This window comes from Streptomyces lunalinharesii (assembly GCF_039532155.1).
Lineage (GTDB): Bacteria > Actinomycetota > Actinomycetes > Streptomycetales > Streptomycetaceae > Streptomyces > Streptomyces lunalinharesii.
In genome coordinates this window covers 70,456-91,333 of record NZ_BAAARK010000013.1, presented here as the reverse complement: position 1 = coordinate 91,333, position 20,878 = coordinate 70,456, and the positions used below count along the sequence as shown (strand labels likewise).

The following is a 20,878-nucleotide window of genomic DNA, read 5'->3' as shown; positions in this document are numbered from 1 at the left end:
GCGCCCGCCCGGAGGCGGTTCGGCGCCGCCGCGCTCAGTGCGCGTCCAGCGTCACCGTGAAGGAGAACCGGTCGCCGCGGTAGTGGATCTGGGCGACGTCCAGCACCCGCCCGGAGGCGTCGTGGGTGATGCCGGTGTAGTGCAGGATCGGGCTGAGCAGCGGCACGTTGAGCAGCCGGGCGGTCTCGGGGTCGGCCAGCCGCGCCTCGACGGTGTCGGTGATCCGGCCGATGCGGATGCCCACCGCGTCCCGCAGCACCTTCGTCATCGGCCACCGCTCCAGGTCCGCGAGGTCGACCCGGGCGGCGACGTCGGGGCGCACGAAGTTGCGCGCGTGATTGGTCGGTTCCCCCGTCGCCTCGTCGCTGCGCAGTCGCCGAAATCCGGCCACCTCCGCCAGATCCGGAAAGTACTCGGACAGTTCGGTGGGAACCGGTACCGGCCCGTGCTCCAGTACGACGGTGCTCATCCCGGACTGCTGGGCCACGATCGCGTCCACCGAGCCGAGCAGCCGCACCGGTGCGGCCCGCCGCGCGTGCGGCTCGATGAACGTGCCCCGCCGTCGGTGCCGGCTGATCAGGCCCTCCTCCTCCAGCTCCTTGAGGGCCTGACGCATCGTCAGCACGCTGACGCCGTAGTGCGCGGCGAGCGCGTCCTCCGTGGGCAGCCGCAGCGGCGCCTCGGGGGAGCGGCCCAGTATGGAGGCGCGCAGGGACTGCGAGACCTGGTACCACAGCGGCAGCTTGCGGTTCAGGGCGAGCGAGTCGGGAGCGAAGGTCGTCAAGGGCGTTCCCCGGTCTGCGGTGCTGGTCTGGGTGTCACGGGCGGAAGTGGCGCTGGAGACCCTGCCACACGTCGTCGTAGCCGCGCTGGCGGTGCCCGGCGTCCCGGGCCTGCTCGGTGAGGGTCAGCGGCCATCGGGTCTCGAACATGAAGGCCAGCCCGTCGTCGATCTTCTGCGGGGCCAGTTCGGCGGCGCTGGCCCGGTCGAAGGTCTCCCGGTCCGGGCCGTGCGCCGACATCATGTTGTGCAGCGAGCCGCCGCCCGGCACGAAGCCGGCGGCCTTCGCGTCGTAGGCGCCCTCGATGAGGCCCATGTACTCGGTCATCACGTTGCGGTGGAAGTACGGCGGCCGGAAGGTGTCCTCGCCGACCAGCCAGCGCGGGGCGAAGACCACGAAGTCCACCCCGGCCAGCCCCGGGGTGTCCGAGGGCGAGGTCAGCACGGTGAAGATCGACGGGTCCGGGTGGTCGTAGCTGATGGAGCCGATGACGTTGAAGCGGCGCAGGTCGTAGACGTACGGGACGTGGTTGCCGTGCCAGGCGACCACGTCCAGCGGCGAGTGGTCGTAGGTCGCGGTCCACAGCTGGCCGCAGAACTTGTTGACCACCTCGACCGGGCCCTCGACGTCCTCGTAGGCGGCGGTCGGGGCCAGGAAGTCCCGGGGGTTGGCCAGCCCGTTGGCGCCGATCGGGCCGAGAGCGGGCAGTTCGAAGGGGCGGCCGTAGTTCTCGCAGACGTACCCGCGGGCCGTCGGGCGGCCTTGGCCGGGGGCGGCGGCGTCCAGCAGCTCGACCCGGAAGCGGACCCCGCGCGGGATCAGCGCCACGTGGCCCGGCTCGACGCGCAGCAGCCCGAACTCGGTGCGCAGCAACAGCCCGCCGCGCTCCGGCACGATCAGCAGCTCGCCGTCCGCGTTGCCGAACACCCGCCGCTCCATGGAGGCGTTGACGTGGTAGAGGTGCACCGCCATGCCGGTGCGCTGGGTGGCGTCGCCGTTGCCGCCCAGCGTCCACAGGCCGTCGACGAAGTCGGTGGGGTCGGCGGGCTCGGGGAGCGGGTCCCAGCGCAGCCGGTTGGGGTCGGGCAGGCACTCGGTGAACGGTGCGGAGCGGATCTCGCCGCGGTTGGCGCGGGCGAACGGCGGATGCGCGGCCGACGGCCGGATGCGGTACAGCCAGGACCGGCGGTTGTGGCTCCGCGGCTCGGTGAACGCGGAGCCGCTGAGCTGCTCGGCGTAGAGCCCGAGGGGCGCCCGCTGGGGGGAGTTGCGGCCCACCGGCAGGGCGCCGGGCACCGCCTCCGAACCGTGCTCGTTGCCGAAGCCGGAGGAGTAGACGAGCCCCTCGGCCGCCTTCCTCGCCCGCTCGTTGTCCGTACCCGCCATCACACGCTCCCGCCGCTCGCCGAACAAGACGTCCACGCACTTCGAGGCACCACAGGACCCGAGGAGGGCCTCAGGCAATCCTATGGAAGACATTAGGAATGAGGCGGGGGTACGTCAACGACGTGGCGCACCTCCCGATCCGAGCCGGGCCGAAAGTCGCGGGAATCCCGGCCGCGGTGGCCGGATCGCCCCGCACGGTCATCCCCGGCCCACTCGCCGGGCAGGATGACCACGTGCAGCCTTCGACGCCCCCGCCCGCCTCGCCGCCCACCCCGCCGCCCGTCGAGCCGCCCGCCGCCGCGGCCCCGCCCCTGCTCCGCCGCGCACCCGTCCAGCGGCGCAGCGCGCAACGCCTGGCCCGGATCCTCGACGCCTGTGCCGAACTGCTCGACGAGACCGGGTACGAGGAGCTGAGCACCCGCGCGGTGGCCGGCCGCGCCGGCGTCCCGATCGGCTCCGTCTACCGCTTCTTCCCCAACAAGCGCGCCATGGCCGAGGCGCTCGCCCGGCGCAACCTCGACGCCTACGCGGACCGGATCAGCGCCCGGCTGACCGCCCCCGACCAGCCCGCGGGCTGGCGCGCCGCGATGGACGTGGTGATCGACGAGTACCTGGCCATGAAGCGGACGCTGCCGGGCTTCGCCCTGGTGGAGTTCACCGTTCCGGCGCCGCGCGAGTCCCGGCAGGCCAACTACGAGGTCGCCGACCGGCTGCTGCACCTGCTCGCCGGGCGGCTCGGCCTGGACCCCGCTGACGCCCCGCTGCGCACCGCGTTCCTGGTCGGCGTCGAGACCGCCGACGCGCTGCTCCAGCTCGCCTTCCGCACCGATCCGGCGGGCGATCCGGCGATCGTCACGGAGACCAAGGAGCTGCTGCGGGCCTATCTGGCGCGCTATCTGGACGCGGGCGGGGACGGGGCCGGGGACGGGGCCGGGAGCGGCGACGGGGAGTCGTAGGGCGGCGGGCCGGTGGCCGAGGTGCCCCGGGCGGGTACGTGGGGCGCTGGCGGCCACGAAACTACCGGCGCTAGTTTGGATGGTGTCCCCCTAGGAAGTGCCCCAGGGCGCCCCTAGGGTGCCGATCACGACCAGCCGGCCCGGGAGGACCACACGTGACGCACCACGAAGCGATGTACATCGGCGGCCGCTGGCGCCCCGCGCGGGGCAGCGGCACGATCGAGGTCGTCAATCCGGCCGACGAGCAGGTCATCGGCACCGTCCCGGCCGGCTCCGCCGAGGACGTGGACGACGCCGTGCGGGCCGCCCGCGCGGCCCTGCCCGGCTGGGCCGCCACCCCGCCCGCCGACCGCGCCGAGCGGCTGGCCGCGCTGCACGACCAACTCGTCGCCCGCGCCGAGGACATTGCGCGGACCGTCACCGCCGAACTCGGCGCACCGCTCGCCTTCAGCCGCGCCGTGCACGCCGGGGTGCCGGCCGCGGTCTGCGGCTCGTACGCCGCGCTCGCCCGCGAGCATGCCTTCGAGGAGAGGCTCGGCAGCTCCACCGTGCTGCACGAGCCGATCGGCGTGGTGGGCGCCATCACCCCGTGGAACTACCCGCTGCACCAGATCGTCGCCAAAGTGGCCCCGGCGCTGGCCGCGGGCTGCCCGGTCGTCCTCAAGCCCGCCGAGGACACCCCGCTGGTGGCCCGGCTGTTCGCCGAGTGCGTCGAGGCGGCCCGGATACCCGGCGGGGTCGTCAACGTCGTCACCGGCCTCGGCCCGGTGGCCGGGCGCGCGCTGGTCGAGCACGACGGCGTCGACCTGGTCTCCTTCACCGGTTCGACCGCGGTGGGCCGGAGTGTCGGCGCGCTCGCCGGCGGCGCGGTCAAGCGGGTCGCGCTGGAACTGGGCGGCAAGTCCGCCAACGTCATCCTGCCCGGCGCCGACCTGGGCCGGGCGGTCGCGGTCGGCGTCGCCAACGTCATGGCCAACTCCGGCCAGACGTGCAGCGCCTGGACCCGGATGCTGGTGCACCGGGACCAGTACGACGAGGCCGTCGCGCTGGCCGTCGCCGCGACCGCCAAGTACGTCCCCGGCGAACGGCTCGGCCCGCTGGTCAGCGCCCGCCAGCGGGACCGGGTGGTCGGCTACCTCGAACGCGGCGTCGCGGAGGGCGCGAAGCCGGTGGCCGGCGGCCCGGCGACGCCCGCCGGACCGGGCTTCTACGTGCACCCCACCGTCTTCGCCGAGGTCACCCCGGAGATGACCATCGCCCAGGAGGAGATCTTCGGCCCGGTCCTGACGGTCCTGCGCTACGAGGACGAGGACGACGCGGTGCGGATCGCCAACGGCACCGTCTACGGCCTGGCCGGCGCGGTCTGGGCCGGCGACGACGCCACCGCGGTGGCGTTCGCCCGCCGCCTGGACACCGGGCAGGTCGACATCAACGGCGGCCGGTTCAACCCGCTCGCCCCGTTCGGCGGCTACAAGCAGTCCGGGGTCGGCCGGGAGCTGGGGCCGCACGGCCTGGCCGAGTACCTCCAGACCAAGTCCCTCCAGTTCTGAGCCCGCCGCCCGCCGCCCGCCGCCCCGCCGAGCCCGTCGTTCCGCCCCGCCCCGAGGAGACCCCGTGGTCCGCGCCGCCGTCCTGCCCGCTGTGCACGCCCCGCTGAAGATCACCGACATCGACCTGCCCGCACCCGGCCCCGGCCAGGTCCGGGTCCGGCTCGCCGCCGCCGGCGTCTGCCACTCCGACCTGTCGCTGTCCAACGGGACGCTGCGCCAACCCGTCCCGGCCGTGCTGGGACACGAGGGCGCGGGCACGGTCACCGCGGTCGGCCCGGACGTGACCGGCCCGGCGGTCGGTGACCAGGTGGTGCTCAACTGGGCGCCGTCCTGCGGCGACTGCCACTTCTGCCACCTGGCCGAGCCCTGGCTGTGCGTCGCCGCGGACCGGGCGGCCGGCGCCCCGTACGCCACCCTCGAGGCCGACGGCAGCCCGCTCTACCCGGGCCTGGGCACCGCCGCGTTCGCCGAGGAGACCGTGGTGCCGGCGCACGCCGCGCTGCCGCTGCCGGACGGGGTGCCGCTGACCGACGCGGCCCTGCTCGGCTGTGCGGTGCTCACCGGGTGGGGCGCCGTGCACCACAGCGCCCGGGTGCGGGCGGGGGAGTCGGTGCTGGTCGTCGGCGTCGGCGGGGTGGGCCTGGCGACCTTGCAGGCGGCGCGGATCGCCGGGGCCGGCCCGATCGTGGCGGTGGACGTCTCGCCGGCGAAGGAGGAACTGGCCCGTGCGGCCGGCGCCACCGACTTCCTGGTCGCCGACGGCCCGGCGTTCTTCGCGAAGGAGGGCGCCAAGCGGGTCCGGGCGCTCACCGGCGGTTTCGGCGCCGACGTCGCGGTGGAGTGCGTGGGCCGCGCGGAGACCATCCGCGCGGCCTGGTCGGCCACCCGCCGCGGCGGCCGGACGACGGTGGTGGGCATCGGCGGCAAGGACCAGCAGGTCACCTTCTCCGCCCTGGAGCTGTTCTACTTCGGCCGGACGCTCGCCGGCTGCGTCTACGGCAACAGCGATCCGGCCCGCGACCTCCCGGTGATCGCCGAGCACGTCCGCTCCGGCGCGCTCGACCTCTCCGCACTGGTCACCGACCGGATCCCGCTGGCCGGCATCCCGGCCGCCTTCGAGGCGATGCTCGCCGGGAAGGGCGGCCGGGCGCTGGTGGTGTTCTAGGGCCGTGCGCGCCGGCCGCCCTGCCCGCCCGAGGTCAGCCGTCGGCCCGGCGCAGCCGCGGGAACGCCGGCGCGGCGACCAGGAACACCAGCGCGACCAGCACGAACGGCCAGGTGAAGGCGTGTCCGCCGGACGGCGCGAAGAGCGCGCCGAGCGCCGGGCTCAGCACCGTGGAGGTGACCGCGCCGACCAGGGCGTACCCCACGCTCCAGGCGTCGGTGATCAGGAAGACGCCGCCCAGCGCCATCGCGACCAGCACCGCGTCGTACCCCATGAGCCCCTCCCGCACCTGGTCGGCGGGGGCGCCGAGCGCCCAGGACGTCAGGATGGCGACGGCGCTGCCGGCGCAGGCCAGGGCGCCCAGCCGGCGGTCGGCGACGAAGATGCCGACGAGGAAGATCAGACCGACGTACCACTGCGGCATCAGGAAGATCTCACCGATGTTGGTGAAGAAGGCGTGCCACAGGTCGGTGAAGGTCAGGGCGGTGGGCCCGGAGGCCGTCCTGGGCAGCGCCGCGATGCCGTCCTCCAGGTGCCAGACGTGCCGGAAGCTGGGCGCGGCGACGGTCAGCGCGCTGGCCGTCAGGCAGAAGGGCAGCGTGAACGTGGGCAGGCCCCAGGTGCCCAGCACCCGGGCGGTGGCCGCCGTGACGACCGTGACCGCCGCGCTGGCGGCGACCGCGACGAGCAGGGTGGAGAGGTGGTCGGCGTCGAGGAAGACCGCGCAGGCGACGCCGACCAGGCAGGAGTTGAAGCCTTCGAGCCCGGCCTCCAGGCGGCTGCGGTCCACGCCCAGCAGGTGCGCGGTGCCGGTGCCGACGGCCGCGCCGATCAACCCGTAGAGGCCGAACTGCCAGCCCGCGACGAACAGGGCGATGGAGAAGACCACCCCGGCCAGCGCGCTGGGCAGGAAATCGACCTGCGCCTGACCGCGCAGCACCTCCGTGACCCACCGACCCCAGCGACTCGCTGACAGGTCGTAACCCTTCGCTATCGGACCTTCGTTGGCCGTACTCGACTGGCGCATTTCCGCCTCCCGCAGGACGCACATCGTCCCTGCCCACCAGGGACTGCTGCACCCTACCTGCGTGGCCTGAATTCGATGTCGGGAGGTGCCAGTTCCGGGTGATGCAGCGTCAAGCCGTCCACCAACGCCGCCAGCCCCGCCTCGAAGGCGCCCTCGTCCACCCGGCGCTGGTGCTCGGCCAACAGGTGCGCCTGCCCGAGGTGCGGGTAGTCGGCCGGGTCGTAGGCGCCGGGGTCGTCCACGAAGCCGCGGGCGAACGAGCCGAGGGCGGAGCCGGCGACGAAGTACCGCACCATCGCGCACACCTTGGTGGCCAGGGCGGGCGGCCAGCCGGCCTCGACCATGCCGCCGAACGCCGCGTCGGCCATCCTCAGCCCCGCGGGCCGGCGGCCGGGGCCCTGGGCGAGGAACGGCACGACGTGCGGATGGGCGGCCAGCGCCGCGCGGTAGGAGCGGGCCCAGTCGAGCAGGCCGGCCCGCCAGTCGACGCCGGTCGCCAGTGTCGACACATCGACCTGGGCGACGACCGTGTCGGCCACCGCGTCGAGGATCTCGTCCTTGGTCGTGAAGTGGTTGTAGAGGGAGGGGCCGCTCACGCCGAGTTCGGCCGCCAACCGTCGGGTGGAGAGCGCCGCGAGCCCCTCCGCGTCGATCAGCGCCAGCGCGGTGGTGACGATCCGTTCGCGGCTCAGCAGGGGCTTGCGGGGTCGGGCCATGCCGCACATAGTAGGGGCCGTCCGGTTAAAACTAGCACCGCTAATTAATGGTCGTCGCACTCCCATTCCCGTCGACAAGGGGCCCGAGATGAACCTGGAGCTCACGCCCGAGCAGACCGCCGTCCGCCGGCTCGCCGCGGACTTCACCGACCGCGAGATCGCCCCGCACGCCACCGCCTGGGACCGCGCCGAACAGGTCGACCCGGGCATCGTCCGCAAGCTCGGCGACCTCGGATTCCTGGGGCTGACCGTGCCCGAGGAGTATGGCGGCTCCGGCGGCGACCACCTCTCCTACGCGCTGGTCACCGAGGAGTTGGGACGCGGCGACTCCGCCGTCCGCGGCATCGTCTCGGTCTCGCTCGGGCTGGTCGCCAAGACCCTCGCCGCCTGGGGCGACGAGGAGCAGAAGCGGACCTGGCTGCCCCGGCTCACGTCCGGCACGGCGCTCGGCTGCTTCGGCCTGACCGAGCCCGGCACCGGTTCGGACGCGGCGTCGCTGACCACCCGCGCGGTCCGGGACGGCACGGACTGGGTCCTCGACGGATCCAAGATGTTCATCACCAACGGCACCTGGGCCGACCTGGTCCTGCTCTTCGCCCGGACCGGCGGCGCCCCCGGCCACAAGGGGATCAGCGCCTTCCTGGTGCCCGCCGACACCCCGGGCCTGACCCGCCGCGCGATCCACGGCAAGCTCGGACTGCGCGGCCAGGCCACCGCCGAACTGGTGCTCCAGGGCGTACGGGTGCCCGCCGGCGCCCTGCTGGGCCCCGAGGGCAAGGGCTTCTCGGTCGCGATGTCCGCGCTGGCCAAGGGGCGGATGTCGGTCGCCGCCGGCTGCGTCGGCATCGCCCAGGCCGCGCTGGACGCCGCGCTCGGGTACGCCGGGCAGCGCGAGCAGTTCGGCGCCCCGATCGCCGGGCGCCAGCTCGTCCAGGAACTGATCAGCGACATCGCGGTGGACGTGGACGCGGCGCGGCTGCTGACCTGGCGGGTGGCCGACCTGATCGACCGGGGCGAGCCGTTCACCACCGAGGCATCCCAGGCCAAGCTCTTCGCGTCCGAGGCAGCGGTGCGCGCCGCGAGCAACGCCCTCCAGGTCTTCGGCGGTTACGGCTACATCGACGAGTACCCGGTCGGCAAGCTGCTGCGCGACGCCCGGGTGATGACCCTCTACGAGGGCACCAGCCAGATCCAGAAGCTCCTCATCGGCCGCGCCCTGACCGGCGTCTCCGCCTTCTGACCCGCCGCCCGCCACCGCGCCCGCCACCGCGTCCCACCCCCGATCGGGGCCTAAGCGCTTGCTCAGTGGCGCGGTATGGTGTTCGATCCGGCAGAGGAAGGCCCCTGACGGATCGAGGAGCGGGGAGAGCGATGGGTGCGGCCGAGCGGGCGGCTAACGAGGGCGACGAGTGGTCGGCAGTGACACCGGACGCCGCGCGGCGACTGGTCAGCGCGGCCGTCCGGGCGTTCGCCGAGCGCGGCTACCACGCCACCACCACCCGCGACATCGCCGGCCGCGCCGGCATGAGCCCGGCGGCGCTCTACATCCACTACAAGACCAAGGAAGAGCTGCTCTACCGCATCAGCGGCACCGGCCACGAGGAGGCGCTGCGCATCATGGCCGCCGCCGCCGAGGCCCAGGGCAGCGCCACCGACCGGCTCCGTGACGCGGTGCGCACCTTCGCCCGCTGGCACGCCGAACACCACACCACCGCCCGGGTCATCCAGTACGAACTCCAGGCGCTCGGCGCGGAGCACTACGCCGAGATCGCCGGGCTGCGCCGCCGCACCGACCGGTTGCTCCGCCAGATCATCGAGGACGGCGCCGCCAGCGGGGAGTTCCGGGTGGACGACGTCCCCGGCACCACCCTGGCCGTGCTGTCGCTCTGCGTGGACGTCGCGCGCTGGTTCTCCGCCGACGGCCCGCGGACGCCCGACGAGGTCGGCGCGCTCTACGCCGACCTCGTCCTGCGGATGGTGGGCGGCGCCTCCTGACGGCCCGCCCACCGACTCCGCCCGGCCACTACAGGTAGAAGCGGCTGACCGACTCCGCCACGCACACCGGCTTCTCGCCGCCCTCCCGCTCGACCGTCACCACCGTCGTGAGCTGCACCCCGCCGGTCACCTCGGTGACCTCCGCGATCCGGGCGCGGGCCCGCAGCCGCGCACCGACCGGGACGGTGGCCGGGAAACGCACCTTGTTGGTGCCGTAGTTGATGCCCATCTTCACGTTGTCGACCCGCAGCAGCTGCGGGACCAGGGTCGGCAGCAGCGACAGCGTCAGGTAGCCGTGCGCGATGGTGGTGCCGAACGGTCCGGTGGCGGCCCGCTCCTCGTCGACGTGGATCCACTGGTGGTCGCCGGTGGCCTCCGCGAACAGGTCGATCCGCTTCTGGTCGACCGCCAACCAGTCGCTGGGGCCGAGCTCCTCGCCGACCGCCGCCCGCAGTTCCTCGACCGACCCGAACACCCGGGGCTCTGCCATCCTCGTCCGCCTCCTCAGCCGTGATACTAAGCGCTTGCTCAGCATGCGAGGGCGGCCGCCCGCTGTCAACGCCCCGGCCACCGACCGCACCGGGGAACCACCGCACAGGCCGTAGGGTTGACGCGTGCCCCAGCTTCCGTTCAAGGTCCACGAGCTCTCGGTCGGCCAGCTCTCCGCGCGCAGCGGAGCGGCCGTCTCCGCACTGCACTTCTACGAGACCAAGGGGCTGATCAGCAGCACCCGCACGGCCGGCAACCAGCGCCGCTACACCCGGGAGACGCTGCGCCGGGTCGCCTTCGTCCGCGCCGCGCAGCGGGTCGGCATCCCGCTCGCGGTGATCCGGGACGCCCTGGCGGAGCTGCCGGACGAGCGCACCCCCAACCGCGCCGACTGGGCCCGGCTCTCCGAGGTCTGGCGCAGCGAACTCGACGAACGGATCAACCAGCTCCTCGAACTGCGCGACCGGCTCACCGACTGCATCGGCTGCGGCTGCCTCTCGATGGAGAAGTGCGCGCTGTCCAACCCCTACGACAACCTCGGCGAACAGGGCCCCGGCGCCCGCCGGCTCCGGGTCGACCGCCGCAGCGCGGACGCGGCGCCGGCCCGAGCGGCGCAGCAGGCCGCCGGTCCCGCCGACGCTGCCGACGGGTGCACCCCGGACGTACGGGACTGCGCGTCCCGGCAGGAGCGCTGACGCACCCGGCGCCCCCTACAGGCACCGGGTGCGCGGCGTTCACCAGACGGGCGGCTTGCGGTGGGCCCAGGGGCGGGCCGCCTCCAACTGCGCGGACAGCGCGATCAAGGTGGCCTCGTCGCCGTAGCGGCCGGCCAGCATGACGCCGATCGGCAGCCCCTCGGCGTTCCAGTGCAGCGGGACGTTGACCGCGGGCTGACCCGTGACGTTGTACAAGGCGCTGAACGGCGTGAACCGGCCCACGGCGGCGAACTCGGCCTGCGGATCGGCGTCGTCGCGCAGCGCCCCGACCGGGGGCGGCGGTGCGGCCACGGTGGGGGAGAGGATCACGTCGTAGCCGCCGTCCGGCGCCATCAGGCCGTCGGCGACGCTCTGGGTGAGCACCCGGAAGGCGTACAGCGCGTCGGCGAAGTCGGTGCCGGAGACCTTCCGGCCGCGGCCCCGCAGGTACCGGGAGAGCGGCATCAGCCGTTCCTCGGCGTCCGCCGGCACGGGCCGGCTGGCGGCCATCACCGACCAGACCCGGGTGAAGTCGAGCAGGATCCGCTCGTCCACCGGCAGGGCCAGTTCCGCCACCTCGTGGCCGAGTTGACCCAGCAGCGTGACGGTCTCCGCCACCGCGGTGCGGCAGTCGGGATGCACCTCGACGTCCGGAAGCGGCGTCTCGGTCAGCACCGCGATCCGCAGCCGCCCCGGGTCCCGCCGGACCTGGTCGGCGAAGGTCTCGCCGGGCGGCAGGGCCGGCGCCGCGAACGGGTCCCCGGGCAGGGTGCCGGCCATCGCGTCCAACAGCACCGCCGCGTCCGCGACCGTACGGGCCAGCGGACCGGAGGTGCTCAGGCCCGTCACGTCGTGCAGCAGCGGGCCGGCGCTGATCCGGCCGCGGCTGGGCTTGATGCCGTAGAGCCCGCAGAGCGACGACGGGATGCGGATCGACCCGCCGCCGTCGCTGCCGTGCGCGACCGGCGCCAACCCGCCGGCCACCGCCGCGGCCGCGCCGCCGCTGGAGCCACCCGCCGACCGCGCGGTGTCCCAAGGGGTGCGGGCCGGCGGCGCGAGGGCGTTCTCGGTGTAGCAGGGCAGCCCGAACTCGGGGGTGTTGGTCTTCCCCAGCATGATCGTGCCGGCCCGGCGCAACGCGGTGACGACGTGGTCGTCGCCGTCGGGCACCTGGTCGGCCAGCGCGGCCGAACCCATCGTGCAGCGCACCCCGGCGACCCGGTTGAGGTCCTTCACCGGCACCGGGACGCCGTACAGCGCCGGGAGCGCCCGACCCTGACGGCGGGCCGCGACGACCTCGCCCTCGGCCTCCGCGGCCTGTTTGCGGGCGAGTTCGGGAGTGCGGGTGAGGAAGGCGCCCAGCGTGTCGTCCAACTGCTCGATCCGCGCGAGGTAGTGCTCGGTGAGCTCGACCGGGGACAGCTCCCCGGACCGGATCTCCGCGGCCTGTTCGAGCGCGGTCAGGTCGTGTAGTTCGGCCATGGACGTCCACCCTCTCGTCGGGCCCGTACGACCGGTGCCGCACGGGCGGGCCGAGCCGGCGCGGAGGCGCGCGCCCGCCGCACCGGCCCGAGAACAGCCGCTCCAGTGTGCCGGGCGGCCCGTATGGGCCGTAGGGGAACGGGACAGCCTGGCGGCTTGGGGTTCTTCCCACGTTGTCGGCTTTCCCGCCGTGGGGCGTCTCGCTGTTGCGCCTGCGGCGCGGGCTGGTTGTCCGCTGCGCGGGGCTGTTGGGTGCGGTGTCGGGCCTGCGGGGGTGGTGTGCAGGACTGCTGCGCTTTACGTCCTGCACACCACCCCCTCCGGCCCGCCCCCTCCCGTTGAGGGTGGGTTGAAAACCGGGTGGGTGCGGGCCGGGCCCTGGTGGGGTGGCGCTGGCCACCACTGCGCTCACTGACGCGCATGAATCCATCCACGGAGCCGCAGGAACCCACCAACACAGGCCCCCACTCACCCCCTTCCCACCCATCCACGGGAGGGGTCGGGTTGGCGGGTGGTGGGGTGCCCGGACGTAAAGCGCAGCAGTCCGGGCACCCCACCACCCGCCAACCCGGCACCGCACCCCTACAAGCCCCGCGCAGCGGCCCGCGCCGCAGGCGCAAACACAAAGCCCCACGGCGGGGAGGCCGACGACGTACGAACAAGCCCCGCGCAGCGGCACCGCGCCGCAGGCGCAAACAGCAACCCTCACGGCGGGACGGCCGACTACGTGGGAAGCCCACAAACCAACCGCACGGCGTGGGACACCAGCTGGGCGTTGCCCGTGGCGGGTGTGCCGTCGGGGAGCAGGACCGTGTCCTCGATGCCTATGCGGGTGGCCAGGCCGAGTTCGCCGGCGAGTTGGAGGACCGGCCAGGCGCCGCCGTCGTAGCCGTGCAGCAGCACCGGGCGGCCGTGTGGTGCGCGGGCCAGTTCGGTCAGCAGGGTCCGGGCTGTGGCGGGGGCGGTGGTGGGGTCGGTGTCGTCGATGACCTCGGCGAGCACCCGCAGTACCCGGGGCGCCAGGGGTGAGGCGGCGAACCGTGCGGCGGCCGCGGTGCCGGCCCAGATGCCCGCCTCGACGCCGACGCCGCGGGCCAGCAGTGCCGCGGCGACCGCGTCGGCGCCGTCCTCGTGCCAGTTGACCGAGGCGTGGTCGGGCAGGACCGTCCAGGACGCGATCCGTTCTGCCCGGCGTTCGGGGTCCGGTTCGGCCCAGGCGCCGGTCGTCACGCCCACCGGCACGTCCACCGCTTCCCGTATCGCCTCCAGGACCGGGCCGACCACCCGCGGTGAGAGGGAGTCCTGGCCGCACGGGGTCTTGGGGTGGACGTGCACGTCCTGGGCGCCGGCCGCGACCGCCTGCCGCGCGGCGTCGGCGAGCGCGGCCGGCGAGAGCGGCACGGCACCGGAATCGGCCCCGGTACGCACGCCGTTGAGACACACCTGAAGCATCTGCAGCATGCCTTCGATGATGGCAGGGGGGTCTGACAGCGGTGCGCGAACGGGGTGAGCGGTGCGGTGCGCGGCCGGCGTCAGGCCGCCGCGAAGGCGTTGGCGAGCGGCAGTCCGGCCGCGGTGTGCAGCGCCTCCGGGGCCAGCACGGCCGTCGGGGCGAGCACCCCGCAGTCGCGGCAGGCCGGTCCGGTCGCCGGGTCGCCGTCCGGGCTGGGGACCCACGCGAAGCGGGTGCAGCCGCAGACCGGGCAGTCGCGGCGCGGGCGTCCCGCCTCCATCGCCGCGATCATGCGGTGCAGCACCTCGGAGAGGCGGGCCGCCGGGTGCCGTTGCGGTGAGGCGCAGGGCACGATGTCGTAGCCGCCCCAGGTGCGGCGGTGCCATGCGTCGAGGGTGCCGGGCTGCCGGATGCCGTCGTGCTTCTCGCGGCGGCGCCGGGCGGCGAACTCCTCCTCGTAGGCGAGCCAGAGGGCGCGCGCCTCTTCCAGCTCGGCCAGCGCGGCCACCAGCCGCGCCGGATCCGGGTCACGGTCCTGGGTGGCGAACCCGGCCCTGGTGCACAGGTGGTGCCAGGTCGCGCGGTGCCCGTAAGGGGCGAAGCGCTCCAAGCACTTGCGCAGGGCGGTGCGTCGCCGAACGGTGACGAGCCGCGGGTTGCGGACCTGTTCTGCGAGGGCTCTGAAACTGGCCATGGTGCTTCCACCTCCGAGGAGGATCCCGACTGGACAGGGAATGGACGTACCCGGCCGCCGCCTGGATCCATCGAATTCTTTTGCGGTTTTGGGTGGCGATGTGCCGGGGTGTCCGGCCGTAACTCCTGCCCGCTGTGGGGGATTCGAAAAGGTGACTGTTGTTCATCTTCCGGTAACGAGTAACCGACGGTAACGTCCGGCCCACCCTTCCCCGGGCCCTCACGGGCGGGGACCCCTAGAGGAGCAGGAATGCGACGACGTACCGGAAGGCTCAGGGCTGCCGCCACCGCGGCCCTGTTCGCCTTGGGGGCCACGTTCTTGGCACCGCCCCCCACCGCGGCCGCGGCCGCACCGCAGACTTCCGAGGACTACTGCCAGGGCCAGTGCGCGGACATCCTGCCGCCGGGCGCGACGGGCAACGCCACCCTGGTGCAGATCCTCGGCAACAAGCTGTTCGGCACCCACCCGCCGCACACCACCGACCAGATCGCCCCCTACAACGCCCTGGCCGGCGGCTACCGTTCGCTCACCGACGACACCCTCACCGACTTCTTCAACGACGCCTCCTTCGGCGTCGCGAAGGACCAGGTCGCCTCGGTGAGCACCCCGCGCCCGGACGTCACCATCACCCGTGACAAGAAGACCGGCGTCCCGCACATCAAGGGCACCACCCGTTACGGCACCGAGTACGGCGCCGGCTACGCCGCGGGCCAGGACCGACTGTGGCTGATGGACCTCTTCCGGCACATCGGGCGCGGCGAGCTGACCTCGTTCGCCGGCGGCGCCCCCGCCAACCAGGGCCTGGAGCAGCAGTTCTGGCCCTCCGCCCCGTACACCGAGGCCGACCTCCAGGCGCAGGTCGACGCGATCCGCAACGACAACGGCGCGCGCGGCAAGCAGGCCATGGCGGACGCCCAGGCGTACGTGGACGGCATCAACGCCTACCGCGAACAGTCCAAGAAGGGCCGCTACTTCCCCGGCGAGTACGTCGTCACCGGCCACGTGGACGCGATCACCAACGCCGGTGAGATCCAGCCGTTCAAGCTCACCGACCTGATAGCCCTGGCCTCCGTCGTCGGCGGGCTCTTCGGCAACGGCGGCGGCGGCGAGGTCCCCTCGGCCCTCGCCCTGCTCTCCGCCCAGCAGAAGTACGGCGTGGAGAAGGGCACCGAGGTCTGGGAGTCCTTCCGCGAGCGCAACGACCCCGAGGCGGTCAAGACGCTGCACGACGGCCAGAGCTTCCCGTACGCCGTCAAGCCCGCCAAGGCCCGGGGCACCGCGCTGCCCGACCGCGGCTCGGTCACCCCCGAACCGCTGGTCTTCGACCGCAGCGGCGCCGCCGCGTCCAAGAGCGCCACCCCGCCCCGCGACCCGGTCAAGGCCCCCGAGAAGTACCGGAAGCTGGAGGGCCTCTTCAAGGACGGCGTGCTGCCCAAGGGGAGCTTCGATGCGACCCAGCACCGCGGGATGTCCAACGCCCTGCTGGTCTCCGGCAAGCACACCGCCAGCGGCCACCCGGTCGCCGTCTTCGGCCCGCAGACCGGCTACTTCGCACCCCAGCTGCTGATGCTCCAGGAGATCCAGGGCCCCGGCATCAGCGCCCGCGGCGCGTCGTTCGCCGGCGTCGGGATGTACGTCCAACTGGGCCGCGGCCAGGACTACGCCTGGAGTGCCACCTCCGCCGGTCAGGACATCACCGACACCTACGCCGTGGACCTGTGCAACGCGGACGGCTCGGAGCCCACCAAGGACTCCACCTCCTACCGCTACCACGGCCGGTGCCTGCCGATGGAGAAGCTGGAGCGCACCAACTCCTGGAAGCCCACCATCGCCGACCCCACCGCGGCCGGCTCGTACCGGATGCAGGTCTTCCGCACCAACTACGGCGTCGTCACCCACCGCGCCACCGTCGGCGGCAAGCCCGTCGCCTACACGGCGCTGCGGTCCACCTACCGCCACGAGGCCGACTCCATCATCGGCTTCCAGATGCTCAACGACCCGTCGTACGTCCGCGACGCCAAGAGCTTCGAGCAGGCCGCCGAGCACATCGGCTACGCCTTCAACTGGTTCTACGCCGACTCCCGTGACATCGCGTACTACAACAGCGGCCTCAACCCGGTCCGCAACCCCGACGTCGACCCGGCGCTGCCCGTCAAGGCCGACCCCGCCTACGAGTGGAAGGGCTTCGACCCCACCACCAACACCTCCGCCCAGACCCCGCCCGCCCAGCACCCGCAGTCGATCGACCAGGACTACTACGTCTCCTGGAACAACAAGCAGGCCAAGGACTACGACTCGGCCGGCTTCGGCAACGGCTCGGTGCACCGCGCCAACCTGCTCGACGACCGGGTGCGCGCCCTGACCGCGGACGGCGGCGTCACCCGGGCGTCCCTGACCCGGGCGATGGCCGACGCCGCCCTCACCGACCTGCGCGGCGAGGACGTGCTGCCCGACCTGCTGCGGGTCCTGGGCAGCAAGCCGGTCGCCGACCCGGCGCTGCGGACCGCGATCCAACGGCTGGACGCCTGGCGCAAGGACGGCGCCCAGCGCCGCGAGACGTCCCCCGGCTCGCACGCCTACGCGCACTCCGACGCGATCCGGCTGATGGACGCCTGGTGGCCGCGCATGGTCAAGGAGGTCTTCCGGCCCGGCCTCGGCACGGACCTCTACGACGCCCTGGGCGCCAACCTCGCCATCGACGAGTCGCCCTCGGCCGGCCACGGCCCCACCGGGGCGCACGCCGGATCGGCCTTCCAGTACGGCTGGTGGAGCTACGCCGACAAGGACCTGCGCGCGGTGCTCGGCGACAAGGTGCAGGGTCCGCTCGCCGTCCGCTACTGCGGCAACGGCGACCTCTCGGCCTGCCGGGACACGCTGTTGACCACCCTCGAACAGGCCACCGCGCAGACCGCCGCCCAGGTCTACCCGGGCGACGACAACTGCAAGGCCGGCGACCAGTGGTGCGCGGACTCGATCATCCACCGCGCGGTGGGCGGTCTGACCCACGACAAGATGACCTGGCAGAACCGCCCCACCTACCAGCAGGTGGTGGAATTCCCCGCCCATAGGTAACGGCCGGGCGGCCACCGAAAAGCGACACGAACGACACGAACGAGACGAACAGCGAGAGCGACACGGCCCCGGGGTGCGCACACCCCGGGGCCGTGTTGTCTTTCCCTTCCGTTTTCCGCCGTTAGCCGGAAACCGCGGCGGTCGGCTGCGGCGCCGGTGCGTTCCGCATGCCGTTCCTCAACCGCTTCGCGTAACGGCCGTTGGGCGGTAGCCAGGCGAGCACCACCGCCGCCACCGCGGTGGCCAGCGCGGGCAGGGTCGCCGCGGTGACCGAGGGCGGCGAGAAGTCGCTCCAGACGAGGGCGTGCACCGGCACCACCAACACCACGGAAACCGTGATCATCACCCGGGACCACACCGACGCCCGCCCCGCGTACAGCCCGAAGACCAGCAGGCACAGCCCGAGGGACGAGGCCAGCACGCCGCGCGCGAGCAGGGTGCCGAACCGGTCGCCGACCACGGCCTCCCAGGCCGGCCCGGCCATCGCCTTGAGGTCGGCCGCGGTGGTCCCGGCGGGCAGTCCGACCAGCTGCGGACTCTCCTGGGCCGCCTGCTCGACGTTCCGTTCGGCCAGTGGGCGGCCCCCGGCGACGACGGTGAGGGCGCCGGCGAAGGTGCCCAGTGCGGACGCGATCGAGCAGGCCACGGTGGCGTTGAGGGTACCGGGCCGTCGGAGGTCGGCCTGGGAATGGCTCACGAACGTAACTCCCCTTGTGAAGAACGTGGTTGTGCGGTGTGGGATTGCTCCGACCATTCCACGGGTACCGCAAACGCATCCAGTATTTTCTGGAAGAAATCCACAGATAATCCCCGGTGATCTCCGGATGACTTTTCCGGGGCGGCTATGCTGCTCATTCCTGAATTTGGGGGAAGGGAAAGCGAGTAGGGGCGCATGGTCGTGTCAGGTCCGCAGCAGAACCCGGGGCGGCAACAGCAGTACCCGACGGAGCTGCTCGACACCACGATGGACCAGCTGCGCACGCTGATCACGGTGCACGAGGCGGGCACCGCGCTGGCGGCGGCCCGCCGGTTGGGCCGGGAGCAGTCCAGCGTGCAGAAGCAGCTCGACACCATGAACCGCACCTTCGCGGCGCTGTGCGGCGAGGAGTTGGTCCTCAAGCAGGGCCGCGGTCGTGACGCGCGATTCACCGCCACCGGCGAGGCCCTGGTCGAACTCGCCCGGCGCACCCTCGGCGAGTGGTCGGCGGGCGTCCACGACGCCCGCCGCCGGCTCGGCCGCACGCTCTCCGTCGGCACCACCCGCTACACCCTCGGCTTCCTCCTGGACGCCGTGGAGTACGTCAGCGGGGACTTCGACCGCGAGGGCGTCGACCTGAAGATCACCCACGTCCGCACCGGCGACCTGTTCACCAAGCTCCGCTCCCAGGAACTCGACCTGGTCTGCGGCAGCGTCGTCGTCACCGAGGGCGAGGAGAGCGCCCAACTCGCCCCGTACGAGGTGATGGAGTGGCGGCGCAGCGGGCTGTCCCTGCTGACGAACCTGCCGCCGGAGCGGCTGCCCGGCGCCTCGTTCCGCGCCGCCGACCTGCCGCGGTTGCCGCTGGTGGTCTCCACCGGCGGGCTCATCGACCGCTTCCTGGCCGCCTGGTACGGCAGCGACTACCGCCAGAAGCTGACCGTCGCCGCCGAAATAGAGGCCGCCCACTACGGTTTCGAGCTGCTCCGCTCGGGCGTGGTCAGCGGCGCGATGCTGGTCACCCGCGGCCTGGGGGAGGCCGCATCCGACGGCCACCTGCCGGAGGCCGAGGGCCTGCGCACCCTGGAGGTCACCGGCGACGTCGGCCCCCGTACCGAAGTCCTGGTCGGCGTCTTCACCCGGCGCGGCGAACGGGCCTCCTACGGGCCGGAGCACCCGCTCAACCGCCTCTGGGAGGCGCTCTCGTGGGAGAGCGAGCGGTGGTGGCTCCGGCCCTGAACGGCCCCTACGGACCGGCTCAGTCGAGGAGTTCGCGCTCCCGGGTCTCCGGCAGCGCCAGCACGCAGGCCAGCGACACCAGCGCCATGGCGGTGACGTACCAGCCCACCGACGCCGAGCCGAACGCCGCCTGGAGCCGGGTGGCCAACAGCGGCGCCACCGCGCCGCCCAGCACCCCGCCGAGGTTGTAGGCGAGCGAGGCGCCCGAGTAGCGGACCGTCGTCCCGAACAGCTCCGGCAGGTACGCGCCCATCGGGCCGTAGACCACGCCCATGCAGAACAGCGCGCCGCCGATGCCCACGGCGATCAGCACCGGCTGCCGGGTGTCCAGCAGCGGGAAGAGCGCCAGCCCCCACACCGCCGCGAGCCCGGAGCCGCCCAGGACCAGCTTCCGGCGGCCGACGCCGTCGGACCGGGTGGCGGCCAGCCAGGTGCCCGCCGCCAGGAACAGGCAGGCGACCAGCGAGAGCCCGAGCATGGTGGTGCGGGAGATGCCCAGGGTGCCGGTGGCGTACGAGAGGCAGTAGGTCGTGGCGGTGTAGAAGAGCCCGTAGGCGATGATCATGCCGCCGGCGCCCAGCAGCAACTCCCGCGGGTGGCGCCGGAACACGTCCACGGCCGGCACCTTGCTGGCCTCCTGCGCGTCCCGCACCTTCGCGAAGACCGGCGTCTCGCTGATCTTCAACCGGACGAACAGCCCCACGCCGACCAGCAGGAACGACAACAGGAACGGCACCCGCCAGCCCCACGAGCGGAACGCCGCATCGCTCATCACCTCGGACAGCAGCCAGAACACCCCGGTCGCCGCGAAGAACCCCACGGACGGGCCGAGTTGCGGAAACGCGGCGTACAGGCCCCGCCGCCCGCGTGGCGCGTGCTCGACGGCCAGCAGTGCCGCCCCGCCCCACTCGCCGCCGAGGCCGATCCCCTGGAGGAACCGCAGCAGGATCAGCAGCAGCGGGGCCCAGATCCCCAACGTCCCGTAGCCGGGCAGCAGTCCGACGAGCGCCGTGGACAGGCCCATCAACAACAGCGAGGCGACCAGCACCGACTTGCGCCCGGCCCGGTCGCCGAAGTGCCCGAACACCACCGACCCCAACGGCCGGGCGGCGAACGCCACCGCGTAGGTGGAGAACGACGCGAGGGTGGCGTTGACCGGGTCGAGCGTCGGGAAGAACGCCTGGTTGAGCACCAGGGCGGCCGCGGTCCCGTAGATGTAGAAGTCGTAGAACTCGATGGCGGTCCCGATGAACGAGGCCACCGCCACCCGCCGCAGGCTCTCCCCGCCCGCCCCGTCCCCCTCCGGAACCGCCGCCGTCTTCGCTGCTGCTGCTCTCGCGTCACTGTGCACGAGCCGCACTCTCATGGTTGGTGTAGGGGGCAGTCAAGGAGGGGGTGGGGGGTCCCGGATGGTGAGACGTACCGGTGCCGCGTGCCGGGTGCCGCGTCCGCTGACGGCCGCGACCGTGGGGGTGTGCGC

18 protein-coding genes are annotated in these 20,878 nt (G+C 73.2%); 8 read left to right on the top strand and 10 right to left on the bottom strand.

The features are described 5' to 3' along the window. Window positions 1-34: 34 nt before the first annotated feature. Window positions 35-784, bottom strand: a complete 750-nt coding sequence (locus ABD385_RS20940; RefSeq protein WP_344578311.1) for a GntR family transcriptional regulator — start codon at window positions 782-784, stop codon at window positions 35-37. Between the two features lie 34 nt (window positions 785-818). Next, entirely contained in the window at window positions 819-2,168 is a 1,350-nt protein-coding gene (hmgA, locus tag ABD385_RS20935) for a homogentisate 1,2-dioxygenase (RefSeq protein WP_344578522.1), read from the bottom strand. A gap of 311 nt (window positions 2,169-2,479) precedes the next feature. On the opposite strand from hmgA, the gene ABD385_RS20930 reads away from it, so the two are divergent. From ABD385_RS20930 to ABD385_RS20920, 3 genes are all read left to right on the top strand, one after another. Then, entirely contained in the window at window positions 2,480-3,124 is a 645-nt protein-coding gene (locus ABD385_RS20930; RefSeq protein WP_344578520.1) for a TetR/AcrR family transcriptional regulator, read from the top strand. Window positions 3,125-3,297: 173 nt separating this feature from the next. Next, complete coding sequence (locus ABD385_RS20925) at window positions 3,298-4,674, top strand: aldehyde dehydrogenase family protein (protein ID WP_425585447.1); 1,377 nt, start codon at window positions 3,298-3,300, stop codon at window positions 4,672-4,674. Window positions 4,675-4,738: 64 nt separating this feature from the next. Next, complete coding sequence (locus ABD385_RS20920) at window positions 4,739-5,839, top strand: Zn-dependent alcohol dehydrogenase (protein ID WP_344578307.1); 1,101 nt, start codon at window positions 4,739-4,741, stop codon at window positions 5,837-5,839. A 34-nt stretch (window positions 5,840-5,873) separates the two neighbouring features. Here ABD385_RS20920 and ABD385_RS20915 read toward each other — a convergent pair whose 3' ends face one another. Further along, the gene (locus tag ABD385_RS20915; RefSeq protein WP_344578304.1) at window positions 5,874-6,866 is read right to left on the bottom strand and encodes an urea transporter; all 993 of its coding nucleotides are present in this window, start codon (window positions 6,864-6,866) and stop codon (window positions 5,874-5,876) included. A 53-nt stretch (window positions 6,867-6,919) separates the two neighbouring features. Beyond that, window positions 6,920-7,582, bottom strand: a complete 663-nt coding sequence (locus tag ABD385_RS20910; protein ID WP_344578301.1) for a TetR/AcrR family transcriptional regulator — start codon at window positions 7,580-7,582, stop codon at window positions 6,920-6,922. An 88-nt stretch (window positions 7,583-7,670) separates the two neighbouring features. Between ABD385_RS20910 and ABD385_RS20905 the strand changes: the two genes are divergently transcribed. Both ABD385_RS20905 and ABD385_RS20900 read left to right on the top strand, forming a co-directional pair. Further along, window positions 7,671-8,822 (top strand): acyl-CoA dehydrogenase family protein, encoded by a 1,152-nt coding sequence (locus tag ABD385_RS20905; protein ID WP_344578298.1) that lies wholly within the window; start codon window positions 7,671-7,673, stop codon window positions 8,820-8,822. 131 nt (window positions 8,823-8,953) lie between these two features. Then, complete coding sequence (locus tag ABD385_RS20900; protein WP_344578294.1) at window positions 8,954-9,577, top strand: TetR/AcrR family transcriptional regulator; 624 nt, start codon at window positions 8,954-8,956, stop codon at window positions 9,575-9,577. A 28-nt stretch (window positions 9,578-9,605) separates the two neighbouring features. On the opposite strand, the gene ABD385_RS20895 is transcribed toward ABD385_RS20900, so the two are convergent. Beyond that, complete coding sequence (locus ABD385_RS20895; protein WP_344578292.1) at window positions 9,606-10,067, bottom strand: MaoC family dehydratase; 462 nt, start codon at window positions 10,065-10,067, stop codon at window positions 9,606-9,608. Window positions 10,068-10,191: 124 nt separating this feature from the next. Here ABD385_RS20895 and soxR point away from each other — a divergent pair, with 124 nt between their 5' ends. Beyond that, the gene (gene soxR / locus ABD385_RS20890; RefSeq protein ID WP_344578290.1) at window positions 10,192-10,761 is read left to right on the top strand and encodes a redox-sensitive transcriptional activator SoxR; all 570 of its coding nucleotides are present in this window, start codon (window positions 10,192-10,194) and stop codon (window positions 10,759-10,761) included. Window positions 10,762-10,800: 39 nt separating this feature from the next. Here soxR and ABD385_RS20885 read toward each other — a convergent pair whose 3' ends face one another. The 3 genes from ABD385_RS20885 to ABD385_RS20875 form a co-directional block, all read right to left on the bottom strand. Continuing rightward, window positions 10,801-12,243 carry an amidase gene (locus tag ABD385_RS20885; protein WP_344578288.1) on the bottom strand — a complete coding sequence of 481 codons (1,443 nt, stop codon included), beginning with the start codon at window positions 12,241-12,243 and terminating at the stop codon, window positions 10,801-10,803. Between the two features lie 723 nt (window positions 12,244-12,966). Continuing rightward, on the bottom strand, window positions 12,967-13,695 hold the full coding sequence (locus ABD385_RS20880; protein ID WP_344578519.1) for a 3-keto-5-aminohexanoate cleavage protein: 729 nt from the start codon (window positions 13,693-13,695) through the stop codon (window positions 12,967-12,969). A gap of 80 nt (window positions 13,696-13,775) precedes the next feature. Beyond that, window positions 13,776-14,390: a hypothetical protein gene (locus ABD385_RS20875; protein WP_344578287.1), complete on the bottom strand. Its 615-nt coding sequence runs from the start codon at window positions 14,388-14,390 to the stop codon at window positions 13,776-13,778. Between the two features lie 249 nt (window positions 14,391-14,639). Between ABD385_RS20875 and ABD385_RS20870 the strand changes: the two genes are divergently transcribed. Continuing rightward, entirely contained in the window at window positions 14,640-17,462 is a 2,823-nt protein-coding gene (locus tag ABD385_RS20870; RefSeq protein WP_344578285.1) for a penicillin acylase family protein, read from the top strand. 121 nt (window positions 17,463-17,583) lie between these two features. On the opposite strand, the gene ABD385_RS20865 is transcribed toward ABD385_RS20870, so the two are convergent. Continuing rightward, window positions 17,584-18,159 carry a hypothetical protein gene (locus ABD385_RS20865; RefSeq protein ID WP_344578283.1) on the bottom strand — a complete coding sequence of 192 codons (576 nt, stop codon included), beginning with the start codon at window positions 18,157-18,159 and terminating at the stop codon, window positions 17,584-17,586. Window positions 18,160-18,354: 195 nt separating this feature from the next. Here ABD385_RS20865 and ABD385_RS20860 point away from each other — a divergent pair, with 195 nt between their 5' ends. Continuing rightward, window positions 18,355-19,398 carry a LysR family transcriptional regulator gene (locus tag ABD385_RS20860; protein WP_344578280.1) on the top strand — a complete coding sequence of 348 codons (1,044 nt, stop codon included), beginning with the start codon at window positions 18,355-18,357 and terminating at the stop codon, window positions 19,396-19,398. A gap of 19 nt (window positions 19,399-19,417) precedes the next feature. Here the strand turns inward: ABD385_RS20860 and ABD385_RS20855 are convergent, their stop codons facing one another. Further along, window positions 19,418-20,749 carry an MFS transporter gene (locus tag ABD385_RS20855; RefSeq protein WP_425585444.1) on the bottom strand — a complete coding sequence of 444 codons (1,332 nt, stop codon included), beginning with the start codon at window positions 20,747-20,749 and terminating at the stop codon, window positions 19,418-19,420. Between the last annotated feature and the right edge of the window lie 129 nt (window positions 20,750-20,878).

Bases quoted from the DNA above. Each gene is read 5' to 3' on its own strand.
- ABD385_RS20895 (WP_344578292.1), bottom strand. From the start codon at position 10,067: ATGGCAGAGCCCCGGGTGTTCGGGTCGGTCGAGGAACTGCGGGCGGCG.
- ABD385_RS20880 (WP_344578519.1), bottom strand. From the start codon at position 13,695: ATGCTTCAGGTGTGTCTCAACGGCGTGCGTACCGGGGCCGATTCCGGT.
- ABD385_RS20860 (WP_344578280.1), top strand. From the start codon at position 18,355: ATGGTCGTGTCAGGTCCGCAGCAGAACCCGGGGCGGCAACAGCAGTAC.
- ABD385_RS20905 (WP_344578298.1), top strand. From the start codon at position 7,671: ATGAACCTGGAGCTCACGCCCGAGCAGACCGCCGTCCGCCGGCTCGCC.
- ABD385_RS20910 (WP_344578301.1), bottom strand. From the start codon at position 7,582: ATGGCCCGACCCCGCAAGCCCCTGCTGAGCCGCGAACGGATCGTCACC.
- ABD385_RS20900 (WP_344578294.1), top strand. From the start codon at position 8,954: ATGGGTGCGGCCGAGCGGGCGGCTAACGAGGGCGACGAGTGGTCGGCA.
- ABD385_RS20915 (WP_344578304.1), bottom strand. From the start codon at position 6,866: ATGCGCCAGTCGAGTACGGCCAACGAAGGTCCGATAGCGAAGGGTTAC.
- hmgA (WP_344578522.1), bottom strand. From the start codon at position 2,168: ATGGCGGGTACGGACAACGAGCGGGCGAGGAAGGCGGCCGAGGGGCTC.
- ABD385_RS20875 (WP_344578287.1), bottom strand. From the start codon at position 14,390: ATGGCCAGTTTCAGAGCCCTCGCAGAACAGGTCCGCAACCCGCGGCTC.
- ABD385_RS20870 (WP_344578285.1), top strand. From the start codon at position 14,640: ATGCGACGACGTACCGGAAGGCTCAGGGCTGCCGCCACCGCGGCCCTG.
- ABD385_RS20925 (WP_425585447.1), top strand. From the start codon at position 3,298: ATGTACATCGGCGGCCGCTGGCGCCCCGCGCGGGGCAGCGGCACGATC.
- ABD385_RS20885 (WP_344578288.1), bottom strand. From the start codon at position 12,243: ATGGCCGAACTACACGACCTGACCGCGCTCGAACAGGCCGCGGAGATC.